Here is a 12613-nt window from a genome sequence, read left to right as displayed (position 1 = left end):
TTGTCCCAGCCTCCTTGATGTTATTTCACAGATGCTCCGTTAGTCGCGATAACTTCCTTGTACCAATCAAAGGATTTTTTCTTGGAGCGTTTGAGCGTTCCCTTGCCTTCATTGTCTCGGTCCACGTAGATAAATCCATAGCGCTTCTTCATCTCGCCAGTACCGGCTGATACTAGGTCGATACAGCCCCAAGTCGTGTAACCCCACAGCACCACGCCGTCTTCATTGATGGCTTGCCGCATAGCCTTGACATGGGCCGCCAGGTAGTCAATCCTGTAATCATCAGCTACATAGCCATTTTCATCCGGACTATCCACTGCACCCAGCCCATTTTCCACAATAAACATGGGCTTTTGATAGCGATCCCAGATGGTATTAAGCGTAATACGCAGGCCCAGAGGGTCGATCTGCCAGCCCCACTCAGAAGCTTCCAAATAAGGGTTCTTCAGAGAAGCAAAGATATTGCCCTCGGTCAGCTCATTGACCTTAGGGTCGCCCGAAGCCACTCGACTAGAGTAGTAAGAGAAGGAAATGAAGTCCACCGTATGCTCCTTGAGCAGCTGCAGGTCCTCTTCTGTCACTTCCACTTGAATGCCCTCGCGCTCCCAAGCTTTCTTGGCGTAGTTGGGATATTCACCACGCGCTTGCACATCGATGAAGAAATAGTTTTTCCTGTCTTCCTCCATACCAGCCCATACATCACGCGGATGGCAGGTGTTAGGATAATTTTGACCCGCTGCCAGCATACAGCCGACCTTGTTTTCCGGGTCAATCTCATGAGCTAGCTTAGTGGCAATGGCTGACGCGACCAGCTCATGATGGGCTGCTTAGTACTTGACCTGCTCTTCATTTTCGCCTTCTTCAAAGCAGAGCCCCGCCCCCATAAATGGTGCATGGAGGATCATGTTAATCTCATTAAAGGTCAGCCAGTACTTGACCAAGCCCTTGTAGCGGGTAAAGAGAGTGCGGCAGAGACGCTCGTAACATTCCAGCATTTTACGGCTGCGCCAACCGCCATATTGCTCAATCAAGTACATGGGGCAGTCAAAGTGAGTAATGGTCACCAGAGGCTCAATGCCATACTTGTGGCATTCCTTAAAGAGGTCTTCGTAAAATTTCAAGCCAGCTTCATTGGGCTCCAGCTCATCCCCCTTAGGGAAAATCCGGCTCCAAGCAATGGACAGACGATAGGTCTTAAAACCCATCTCGCCAAAAAGGGCAATGTCCTCCTTGAAGCGATGGTACATGTCAATAGCTTCCTTGGCTGGGTAGAAATAGCCTTCCTCAAAGTCAAACATCTTTTTCTTACCCGTGATGATGGCCAGACGGTCCTCACCAATCGGCACCACATCTACATTGGCCAGTCCGCGACCGTCCGCATCATAAGCTCCTTCACACTGGTTGGCAGCTGTCGCTCCGCCCCACAAGAAACCATCAGGAAAAGTCAGTTTTTCAGTCATATCTCTACCCACTTTCTTATTTTACTACTTCATTTACTTATATTATACCCCAATATCCAGACCTTTACTTGTGAAATACTGTTAAATAATGATATTATCCTATGCTTTGTCCCATCTGTTTTCTAATCTTTCTCTTTCTAGGCTTCCTATCATTTACCCAGATAATAAGCCTCAGCTCTCCTCCAAAAAGACATATGAAGCAAAACAAGCAAAAAGACCGGATTGCTCCGATCTTTCAAGTTCCGCTCTAAGAAAATCATAGAATAAGGTCTACAAAGTTTACATTTGATTTTCGACGAGAGGAATTATTTAATTGCGCGTGATTGCAAACCTTCTTCTTCCAAGAAGAGGCGGAATGGTACGAGTTCTTCTGCTTCGTATTTTTCCTTGAAGGCTTTGATAGCTTCTTCTGAGTGAAGTTTTGGATCCAATTCAAGTACTTCTACTGGAAGTGGACGGTGTTGCGTGATGTGGGCATCGATAACAACAGTTTTACCTTCTTTGTTGAGTTTCACAGCTTCTGCAACGACTGCGTCGATGTCTTCGATACGGTCTACTGTAAATCCAACAGCACCTTGCGCTTCAGCGATTTTCGCATAGTCAGCATTAGGGAAGTCACAACCAAACAAGTGTTTGTTTGTGTCTTCGTATTTGTCCTTGATGAAGGCATATTTACCATTTGAGAAGACAACGTTGATAACTGGAAGGTCGTATTGAACGTTGGTAATCACGTCTGGGTAGCACATGTTGAATGCACCGTCACCCATGATGTTCCATACTTGGCGATCTGGATTGTCTTTCTTAGCAGCGATACCACCAGGAAGGGCAATACCCATTGTCGCAAAGAGTGGAGATGTACGCCACATGTTCTTAGGTGTCATGTGAAGGTGACGAGTAGATGTTTGAGTAGTATCACCTACGTCGATTGAATAGATAGCGTCTTGATCAGCATGTTTGTTGATTGCATTGTAAACTTGATACAATTGCAATTCACCCTCAGTTTTACCTTCGAGTTTGTTCATGTAATCGCGCCAGTTTTGGTTGTTCTTAACGTTTGCACGCCACCATGGAGTAGACTCAACTGGGTTTACTTTATCAAGGATCGCTTGTGCTGCTTGACCTGCATCACCAAGGATAGACGCGTCAAGAGCATGGCGTTTACCGAGTTTGTAAGGGTCAATATCGACTTGGATGAATTTTTCAGTGTTCTTGAAGGCTTCATAAACTTCAGCAAATGGGAAGTTTGAACCAAGGAAAAGAACGGTATCTGCTTCAAAGACCACTTCGTTGGCTGGTTTCCAACCAACACGGTAAGCAGAACCTGTCAACCCTTCATAGTTCCATTCGAAAGCTTCAAAGTTTTTACCAGTTGTGATGATTGGTGCTTTGATTTTACGTGACAATTCAGTAATCACTTCACCAGCTTTAACACCACCGTAACCAGCGTAGATAACTGGGCGTTCAGCATTGTTCAAGATTTCAACTGCTTTGTTGATTTCAACTTCGTTCAAAGCAGGAGCGATAAATGAACGCTCATAAGAACCTGATCCGTAGTAAGAGTTTTCGTCGATTTCTTGGAAACCAAAGTTTACTGGGATTTCAACAACAGCTGGACCTTTTTTAGAAACTGCAGCACGGCAAGCTTCGTCAATTACTTTTGGCAATTGCTCAGCGTAAGCTACACGTTTGTTGTAAACAGCGATACCGTTGTACATTGGGTTTTGGTTCAATTCTTGGAAGGCATCCATGTTGAGTTCGTTGACTGGACGTGATCCAAGGATAGCAAGAAATGGAGTGTTGTCCATAGCTGCATCGTAAACACCGTTAATCAAGTGAGTCGCACCTGGACCACCTGAACCTACTGCAACCCCGATTGAGCCACCGAATTTAGCTTGCATAACCGCTGCAAGAGCACCTGTTTCTTCGTGGCGAACTTGCAAGAAACGGATATCTTTGTCTTCAGCCAAAGCGTCCATCAATGAGCTGAGTGTTCCTGATGGGATACCGTAGATTGTGTCTACGCCCCATGTTTTCAATACGTTGAGCATTGCTGCTGATGCAGTAATTTTCCCTTGAGTCATAATGATAACTCTCCTTCAAAATTAAATTATTTATTGAAAACTTTCAGATAGGTTAATGAAAACGTTTCAATAAACTTACTCTACAAATTTATCACTTTTTCCAACTCTTGTATAAGAATATGCTCAGGATTGCTTTAGAACTATTACATAACAATTATGAGATTTTTCTGAATTTTGGAATGTATTTTATAATAGATTTCAAAAAAAGATGAAAGCGCCTCTCGCTCATCTTTGGAGCTGTGGAAGATTTTAATTTGGAGTAAGCTAGAAATGTAAGGGCTAAACATGCTATAATACTGCTAAGTAAACGAAAAGATTCCAAAATAGTAGGTGAAAAGATGATCAGAGAAGCCATTCCAAACGACCTAGATGAATTACTCCATTTGTACCTCTCCTTGCACGAGACGGCCATTCCAGAAAAAAGCCCAACCTTACAAAAGGTCTGGCAGCGGATGGTAGAAGATCCAGACCACCATATTATTGTCAAAGCACTTGACGGAAAGATTGTTTCTTCTTGTATTTGTGTCGTCATTCCCAATCTCACGAGAGGACTGCGTCCCTACGCTCTGATCGAAAATGTCGTTACTCATCATGACTTTAGAGGCAAGGGTTATGCTAGTGAATGCCTTGATTTTGCTAAGAAAATAGCGACCGAAGCCAATTGCTACAAAATGATGCTACTGACGGGCTCCAAGAAAGAAAGCACTTGGAAATTTTATAAACGGGCTGGCTACAATCACCAAGATAAAATGGCCTTTATCCAGTGGCTAGACTAAAGCAAGTAAAAATCTCTAATAAATATAGAAAACGAGTGTGGAAAAAGTCACACTCGTTTTGAAATTTCAAGATTAATTGGTGGAATAGAGTAGAAAATAAGATAGTAGACCTACAATTCTACTACCTCATTATTATTTTCCTATAAAAATCATTGATATACTTGACAAATGGTATAAAAAGAGCCTATTAGTTATCAAAATCTGTTTCTATTACCTCTTATGAAAGACACTAAAGTCTCCTTTTACAAAAAATAGTTTATTAAACAAATCACTACCAAAGTTTCTTCTCTCTTGCAGCTCTCTCTGCTGCTTTCAACGCTTCGTCATATTTTTCTCCAAATTTGGATCGGATATCATTAACATCCATCTCAAAAGCTTTTTTCCAATTCCCCTCTTCAATATACTTAGCTTGTTTAGCTCGATAACTTTGTGCGCTTAGTGAACTTCCATAACTAGCTGTCAAGGCATGATCTTTTTCTGTCATTAAGATACTCGGACCATCCAATCGACTCATAACAGTCTCCGAACTAGATGCATTAGCAGGAACATGATGAATTTGTAATTTGTTATCTTTTAAATTTCCTTTAAACTTAGAAAACAATTCACGATAAGTACCGCCTTCTTTAATTGCCTGTTTCTGGGTTAAGAAACTGTTTGCTTTCGGATAAATATTTGTTGAAATATATTTTCCTGTACTTGTTAATACTTTTGTTGCACCTGAAAAGAGAGCTGCGTACTTAAATCCTTCAGATGCCGAAGTTATTGTATTTTCTAAAATTTTCTCATTCGACTCACCATTAAACTTAGCAATACCCGCTGTCACAACACCCGATATAACTGATGCTAACGCCGCCTCAGTTGTTAGTTCCCCAGCTACTATCATTATTGCCATTGGAGTTGTTGCACCACCTGATAAAACTACAGAAACCGAGGCACAAACAATGATAACGCCACTACCAATTGCGACATTCTTCATCGCTTTGGTTAGATAGTCTTCTGTAAACAAGTCACTATCTAATCCTACAATTGTTTCTCCATTTGAATTAACAGTAAAACTATATTTAGCGGTATCAAACATTTGGAGTAGCTGGTTTTCAGTATGACCAAAATAAATGTTCTCTTGAGAATTAAATTCTAACTCCTCATAATATTCTTGTGACATTGTTTGAATAGCAATATCTTCTACTAAAACTGGATATTTACTATTTTCAAGGCTCTCAGAGACTAGATAAGATAGATTACTTTTATCAACTTCCTCTACATTATTAATTCGAGTATTAGTGTCTTTAGTTTTTGAATTTTCTTGATTTTGATTATTTACTGATGAACATGCTAGTAGTGATGGTAATAAAACTATACAAATTAAGAGGAAATGAAAAATTTTCTTACTAATTTTCATACTATTTATTTTCCCTTTTTTTACTTATGACTTTCAAAACTATGAATCCTGCTGAACAAATCCCTAAAATCAGTAAAGACGAAACAATACTACTCTTATTTTCTCGTTGTTTTACCTCTTTTTTGCTTCCTGAAGCTTCGGATATTTTAGTAGAAGAAATTATTTCTCCTTTATCAATACTATTTTGACTACTTCCACTAACATGAATCTGTTTTTGAGTTGGTTCATTTGAATAGTCCGTTGAGATAGAAATAGTATAATCTCCTTCCTCAGAAATGATTTCACCGTTTTTATATGGAACATTTTTTCTAACATCACCATTTTTGTCTCTTTTTGATATTTGGATATTTAGATAGTGTGACTGAGCTGTATCAACCACAAAACCTTTAGTCGTTGAGTCATGCTTCAATTCTTCATCAGTCTCTGCGTCCTTAATAAAAGCCATTGCATTTCCATTACGGACTTTAAAACGATAATCAATCCGATAGTATTGATGACGATTCAAAAAATCTCCAAACAGAGATGTATCATCAATAGCGTAAACCAATACAAAATGATAGTTTCCTTCTTCCAAGGTTAATACTTTAGTATTTGCATTTAATGAAACAGCTTTTAAATAGTCAGCGTATTTCTTTACTGGTAATTTCTTACCATTGTAATCTTCTTTTTCTACAAAAAGTGTTCCTAAACCATTTACTCCACCATTAATTACTGGCTCAGTCATATCACCTTTTTTGATATCAACAATTTGAAAATTCTGGTTGCCATTTAATTTTTTGATATCTTGCTGCAATTTGAAAGATACCGTAATTTTATCTCCTCTTTTCTTTAAAAATACATCTTCACCTGTTTTATCAGTCACCCAATCAGAGTAGTCTGATACAACAAAATCTCCTAGCCTCCACCCAGCATGCCTATCTTTAGAACGGACAGATTCTGGTTTCCCAAATTCTTTATCTGTTATTTGTACGTTTGAACCATCGTAAAATCTTTGTTCATCAGAAAAAATACTCACGAATGGTATTAGACTCAGAATGCATACCCAAGCTACTATGAGAAAGCTTTCTTTTTTCATAAATAATCTCCTAATCATAATCTTTTATCCTAAATTCAAGATTTTTCAGTATCATCCTCATAATTTAAAAGCAATATATTCAATTTATGATATATTTTTCGAAGAAACTACAGATATCGCTGCAAAGCCTTTGACAGCGTCACATAGCCAGCAATAGTCAGGTGCAAGCCATCCGTAGTAAAATCCTCCCGCAGCTGACCGTTCTCATCCAAGAAGTTATCATAAAGGTCGATAAAATGGACATTGGTATAGATGCTTGCTAGGTCTTGGTAGGCACGATTGAGGGCTTGGATTTTCTCGTTCGTTCGGATATAAACCGTTCCTTTATACTGCTCCTGCTCATTCACAGGCAGGACGGACAGCAGCTGGATCTGAGCCAGAGGATAGTCGCGAGAAATCTCCTGAACAACTGCTTCCAGATTGGCCAGCGTTTCAGCCTGAGGCATCTCCTTGCCAATGTCGTTGGTTCCAATCAGGAGAAAGACCTTGTCCAGAGCCTGTCCAAAGAGATGGGCATCCAAGTTTTCTAAAAGCAAATCAGTCTTGTAGCCACGAATGCCACGATTGACCAAGGTTTTAGGGCTTTGCAATAGCTCATGCAGCGGGAAATATTCCACAATCGAATCACCGATAAAAATAATCGCTGGCTCTTTGACCGCAAGCTGATTCAGATCCCGATAATTTTTCTGGATCTTTGCCTGCTCATTCAAAAGCCACTGTTCTAATAATTGAACTGCCATTTAGACTCCTTTTTCTAAGTATTGCTCAATCACCTGCAAAACACCGGCCTCTGCATTGGCTGGTGCCAAGCGACTGGCAATGCGCTTAAGCTTCTCATCCCCATTTTCCATAGCATAGGAGAAATCCGCTAGTTCCAGCATTTCCAAGTCATTTTCGCTGTCACCAAAAGCCATGATTTCCTTGCTTTTGATTTGCCACCGATCCATGAGCTGACGAAGCCCCCAAGCCTTGTGAAGACCTTCTTGGATAATGTCAATCGCGCCATAACCGCTGGTCACAGCACTCAATCGTCCAGCAAATGCTGTATTGATCTGCTGCGTAATCTCTGCCGCTTGCGCTTCATCGACCATAACGCTCATCTTTAGCACTTCTTCAAACGGATGCTCTTGCAGATTAGGCACGAAATTCATTCGTTTGTAAAAATGGGCCGCCATTTCTTCTGTCATAATCTTGCTAATCATCGGAAAATCAGTTCCGTCCTGAACAAAGCCACCTTTAGTGGAAGTGACCACCAGATGCACCTCTCGTTCTTGACCCTGAAAATAAGCCAGCGTATCCGCAATCAAATCAGGCTGCCAGAAAGTGCCCAGCAACATTTCATTCTTTTCAAAGATTCGAGCGCCGTTGGCGACGATCAGGGTCATACGCTCTGTCAAATCGCCCAACAATAAGCGCATTCGTTGGATTTCATTGCCCGTCGCAATGACAAACTTGATGTCCCGCTCCTCCAGCTGGTCTAAAACTGCTGTCAGGCGTGGCAAATCCAGCTCTCCTCTTGGGTCCAAAAGGGTGCCGTCCATATCCGTAGCGATCATTTTAATTGGCATCTTTCCACCTCATTTCTATAATCTCAGATATTTATTTTTCACTTTATTCCATAAATATTTGAGATAATCTTTCCCTTTTAACTTTTCGACTAATGATTTTTCAAAATCTTTTACTTGGGCATCAACTTGACTTTTAACGCTTTTCCCCTCAATCGCATAATGACTCTTAGCCATATGGTAACCATCCAAGCCGCGATTATTTTGAGGGGCTTTGAAGGCTTGCCCGCCATTTCGAATCGCCAGCCTGCGAAACTGGGGATCCCACTGGGCTGGACTTTTGACATCGTAGTAATAATGGGAACTGTGATTGAAAAACGAAGGTTTCTTCCCATAATTAAAACTAGCTCCATTGACTAGCCCATTTTGACTGCTTCCTTCTGGATCTAGGATATTGAGAAACCGACCTTCCCTATCCAGAATAAACTCGGTATGGAAACGATGGAGGATCTTGATATTGGCCTGATAGGGCTGATGGTCTGGGTAGGTCACCTTGTCCTTATCGACAAAGGCTTTATTGTGCAGCCGCGAAGATTCCCAAAGCTGGCAATCCAGTTCAGGATGCGTCTGAAAATAGGCTACGAGAGCCTGGCCATCTGTCATCCCCGACTTACGAAAATGCTCTCTAACCCACTGGGCTTGCTGACTGGAAATAAGGTAGCGAAACTGGTGCAACTGACCTTTTAACCTTTGATTGCCACTGTCTGCAATAAAGTCTGCTGGAGAAAAAGCCTGCCGAATCGTTTGAGAAAACTGGCGCCAAAAGGGAGTGTGAGGCGATAAGTTCGGATGCATACGCAAGAGCAGTTTGGTAATTTCTGCTGCCTCTCCGCTCAATTCATCAGGCATATCCATATAGAGCATAGCTAGCTCTAACAACTTCTCAGCTTGCTGGGGCTGGGCTACTCGGCATTCAAAAGACCATAGCTTCTGAAAGAGGGGACTGCCAAATAGAAAGGCCTCCTCAAAAAGACTCTGGCGGGTTGATTCATACGGTAATGACACCATTTCTGCTAGAAAAACTGTATCGAGAGTAGCTTGAGACCAGCCGAGCGCTTGTAATTCTGTATAGCATTGCTCTATTTCTACTTTCATCACCATCCACATCCATCATATAAAATTTCTTCAGTACCGTTCGAGGCTTCGCTAGCAGGCTCATGCAGCCTTCGATACCTCTCCTATTTACCTCTAAATATGCCAAAATTTCAGCTAAAAGTCAATGTACAAAGGAACATCCAAGCTCAAATTGTATTCTTTCGGCATTTTTTGCTATACTAGTCTTAGGAAAACAACGAGGACTGAAAATGACGCCAAATAAAGAAGACTACTTAAAATGTATTTATGAAATTGGCACGCGCCAGGAAAAAATCACCAATAAGGAAATCGCCCAGCACATGCAGGTTTCCCCGCCAGCCGTGACGGAGATGATGAAGAAAATGCTGGCTGAAGAACTCCTAAGCAAGGACAAAAAGGCGGGCTATCTGCTAACCGACCTAGGCCTGCAGCTGGTCTCTGACCTCTACCGCAAGCACCGACTGATCGAGGTATTTCTGGTTCAAAAGCTGGGCTACACCACAGACGAAATCCATCAGGAAGCCGAGATTCTAGAACACACCGTTTCTGAGCGTTTTGTCGCAGGCTTAGAAAAAATGCTGGATTTCCCTGAAACCTGCCCACATGGTGGAACAATCCCAGCCAAGCACCAACTGTTGGAAGAAAAATACCATCAATCCCTTGCCTCCGCTCAAGAGCCTGGCAACTACCTCATCTGCCGTGTCCACGATAACTTTGAGCTTTTGGCCTATCTGGAAAAGCACAATCTGAACATAAACCAAGAAATCCGTTTCCTCCAGTATGACGACTACAGCCAGCTCTATCAACTAGAAGTAGACGGCCAAGAAATTCAAGTCAGCCCTATGATTGCCCAGCAGATTTATGTGGAGAAAATATAAACAGAACCCAGTTCGGACTTTTTAGTCTAAACTGGGTTTTTATTGACAAAAACAAGATGTCGGATTATAATAAGTGCACTTACAAAAAATCTAGAGGGAAAGCTAATGGAAAAATCGCAGTTTAACTCCATCTACAAGGATGAATACAAAAAATCAACCGGTCTGCTCTTTATCCGTGCCTACCACAAGTGGCATGGGCTGATAAAAAACAAACTGAGAACAATTGATTTGACCCATCCCCAGTTTGTCGTTCTGACCACTCTTGCAGCGCTTCTGAGCCAGCAAGAATGGGTGAGTCAGATCGACATTGCTCGCTTTTCTGACATGGATGTTATGACCGTATCCCAAATCATCCGCCTCTTGGTCAAGAAAGGTTTGATAATGCGGGAAGTCCATCCCAAGGACAGCCGCGCCAACATCATACTTCTAACGGATACGGGTCTGCAAAAGGTCAACCAAGCCCTTCCTTTGGTAGAAGGCATTGATCAGGCATTCTTTGGAAAATTAGAAGATAAAACAGAAATATTAAACCAACTCTTAATCAAACTGGAGGCAGAAAATGACTAGATTTTGGATTGGTGTCGTATCAAAAGAACATGTACTAAGAGGTGTAGAAGGTGGATTTTGCCAAGTCTGTCATGGAAAAAAAGCACCATTGAACCGAATGGAAAAGGGGGACTACCTTCTGTACTACAGCCCCAAGTATCAGCTGAATGGTCAGGAAAAATTGCAGGCCTTTACAGCAGTTGGTAAGATTCTAGATGACACTGCCTACCAAGTAGAGATGTTCGAAGGCTTTGTCCCATTTCGGCGAGATGTCAGCTACTACCAACCTGTCAAAGACTGCCCAATCGAGCAGGTACGGCCACATCCCGAATGGCGCCAGTATGCTTCTCAACTACGTTATGGACATTTTGAAGTTTCGAAAGAATTTTTTCTCTATGTCTTTGAACAGATGAAGGAAGAATAGGAGGCTGGTACATCCTAACCTTGCTAAATCAGCATGAAAATCGGGCAGAGGCTAAAACGAGCGAAATCCAAGATTGGATTTCCTAGCCCAGCTGTCCCGGCAGTTTTTCCTTCTTCTTGGGTGGGAATTTGCGGTCAAACACTTCCAGCTCCGCTTCATCTACTTCATAACCTTCTGGATCTCGATAGAGCCAAGGTCCATTTTCCCGAGTCACACTGCCGTCCCTCTGGAGGTCCAGCGCCATGACAAAATCCAAAATCTCCTCCTTGTCCTGACCGTCCAGATAAATACCATAATCACTAGCCGTCACAAAACCGTATTTGGGATAGTAGGCTGGATTGCCGAAGAGAACGATATGGGAAAAACCTTCCTCCCTCGCCTGACGGATAGCTGCCTGAGCTAATTTTTCTCCAAAACCTTGCTTTTGAAAAACTGGTAGGATAGCAAAAGGACCAAAGGTAGCAATTTCCTTGACCTGTCCAGTCTGCTCATGGCGAAGCTGGGCTTTGCTAAACATAATCTGCCCTGCAAGTTGACCATCTACCAAAATAACTTTGGATAGGTTTTCTAAATAGTTTGGATGCTGACGAAATTGGTGCAAAATCAGATGTTCCGCACAACCCGGCCGATAGACATTCCAAAAGGCCTCTCTAACTAGATTTTCAACCTCATGGTATTCTGAAGGATATTCCTTGCGAATTTCAATCATCATTGCTTCTCCTCTATATTTTTAACGTATTTCATTTGTTCTAAGCAGAAAATTCTCATCTCTCTGCCATATATGTGTCTACTTCTTGGGCGCTTAGCTTCCTTACCTGACTCTCAGGAAATTCCTGATAAGAAGGCATGATAAAGCTAGGCTGACGGCTGGCACAGCTTTTATCGGGATTCTTCTTCAGATAGGCTTCTAAATCAGTCAGATTGGCAAAAATCTTGTAAGACACTCGTCCCTTGTCTGACTGGATTTGATAAATACCGCAGGGCGCCTGCATGGTCACATCCGCTACCCGCAAATAATACTTGGCAATCTCTAAAGATTTGAAAGGGAAATTCCAGCGTTGCAGACCATTTTTTGTCTGCTCAATGCAGATACAACGTCCACAATGCCCACAGATATACTGCCTATGCTCTCTCAGACAGTCCAAGGGATGAAGCAAGGGTGTCACCCTGCTCTGGTCAATATAACACTCTACACACATAGCCAAAACTCCTTCTACTTAGTCATTTCTAATATAGCAAGTTTTTGAAGAAAAAGAAAGAAAAGATCCCATTTACCCCCTTGCAAACCTTTTCACTTTTTGCTAGAATGATGTCAAAAAAAATAAGAAGGACAAG

12 protein-coding genes and 1 pseudogene are annotated in these 12613 nt (G+C 41.8%); 4 read left to right on the top strand and 9 right to left on the bottom strand.

Annotated elements, in window-relative coordinates; translation table 11 throughout:
- Positions 1 to 20 precede the first annotated feature (20 nt).
- Both I872_RS01090 and spxB read right to left on the bottom strand, forming a co-directional pair.
- A pseudogene (locus I872_RS01090) lies at positions 21 to 1460 on the bottom strand (6-phospho-beta-glucosidase).
- 305 nt (positions 1461 to 1765) lie between these two features.
- Positions 1766 to 3541: a pyruvate oxidase gene (gene spxB / locus I872_RS01085; RefSeq protein WP_015604335.1), complete on the bottom strand. Its 1776-nt coding sequence runs from the start codon at positions 3539 to 3541 to the stop codon at positions 1766 to 1768.
- A 338-nt stretch (positions 3542 to 3879) separates the two neighbouring features.
- Here spxB and I872_RS01080 point away from each other — a divergent pair, with 338 nt between their 5' ends.
- Positions 3880 to 4317 (top strand): GNAT family N-acetyltransferase, encoded by a 438-nt coding sequence (locus I872_RS01080; protein WP_015604334.1) that lies wholly within the window; start codon positions 3880 to 3882, stop codon positions 4315 to 4317.
- A gap of 271 nt (positions 4318 to 4588) precedes the next feature.
- Here I872_RS01080 and I872_RS01075 read toward each other — a convergent pair whose 3' ends face one another.
- The 5 genes from I872_RS01075 to I872_RS01055 form a co-directional block, all read right to left on the bottom strand.
- Positions 4589 to 5716, bottom strand: coding sequence for a hypothetical protein (locus I872_RS01075; protein WP_015604333.1), 1128 nt, complete (start codon positions 5714 to 5716; stop codon positions 4589 to 4591).
- A gap of 1 nt (position 5717) precedes the next feature.
- Complete coding sequence (locus I872_RS01070; RefSeq protein WP_015604332.1) at positions 5718 to 6791, bottom strand: hypothetical protein; 1074 nt, start codon at positions 6789 to 6791, stop codon at positions 5718 to 5720.
- A 107-nt stretch (positions 6792 to 6898) separates the two neighbouring features.
- Entirely contained in the window at positions 6899 to 7531 is a 633-nt protein-coding gene (locus tag I872_RS01065) for an SGNH/GDSL hydrolase family protein (protein ID WP_015604331.1), read from the bottom strand.
- On the bottom strand, positions 7532 to 8359 hold the full coding sequence (locus I872_RS01060; RefSeq protein ID WP_015604330.1) for a Cof-type HAD-IIB family hydrolase: 828 nt from the start codon (positions 8357 to 8359) through the stop codon (positions 7532 to 7534).
- A 15-nt stretch (positions 8360 to 8374) separates the two neighbouring features.
- A complete protein-coding gene (locus tag I872_RS01055; RefSeq protein WP_373279005.1) occupies positions 8375 to 9457 on the bottom strand; it encodes a DUF3114 domain-containing protein in 1083 nt (360 codons plus the stop codon).
- Between the two features lie 203 nt (positions 9458 to 9660).
- On the opposite strand from I872_RS01055, the gene I872_RS01050 reads away from it, so the two are divergent.
- From I872_RS01050 to I872_RS01040, 3 genes are all read left to right on the top strand, one after another.
- Positions 9661 to 10308, top strand: coding sequence for a metal-dependent transcriptional regulator (locus I872_RS01050; protein ID WP_015604328.1), 648 nt, complete (start codon positions 9661 to 9663; stop codon positions 10306 to 10308).
- A 105-nt stretch (positions 10309 to 10413) separates the two neighbouring features.
- Complete coding sequence (locus I872_RS01045; protein ID WP_015604327.1) at positions 10414 to 10875, top strand: MarR family winged helix-turn-helix transcriptional regulator; 462 nt, start codon at positions 10414 to 10416, stop codon at positions 10873 to 10875.
- Positions 10868 to 11278, top strand: coding sequence for an EVE domain-containing protein (locus tag I872_RS01040; protein WP_015604326.1), 411 nt, complete (start codon positions 10868 to 10870; stop codon positions 11276 to 11278). The genes I872_RS01045 and I872_RS01040 overlap by 8 nt, the downstream gene beginning before the upstream one ends.
- A gap of 82 nt (positions 11279 to 11360) precedes the next feature.
- On the opposite strand, the gene I872_RS01035 is transcribed toward I872_RS01040, so the two are convergent.
- A complete protein-coding gene (locus I872_RS01035) occupies positions 11361 to 11990 on the bottom strand; it encodes a GNAT family N-acetyltransferase (protein ID WP_041826766.1) in 630 nt (209 codons plus the stop codon).
- Positions 11991 to 12042: 52 nt separating this feature from the next.
- On the bottom strand, positions 12043 to 12477 hold the full coding sequence (locus I872_RS01030) for a hypothetical protein (RefSeq protein ID WP_015604324.1): 435 nt from the start codon (positions 12475 to 12477) through the stop codon (positions 12043 to 12045).
- Between the last annotated feature and the right edge of the window lie 136 nt (positions 12478 to 12613).

This window comes from Streptococcus cristatus AS 1.3089 (assembly GCF_000385925.1).
Classification (GTDB): Bacteria; Bacillota; Bacilli; order Lactobacillales; family Streptococcaceae; genus Streptococcus; species Streptococcus cristatus_B.
The sequence above is the reverse complement of the archived record's forward strand: the minus strand, read 5'-3'. Positions and strand labels throughout refer to the sequence as shown.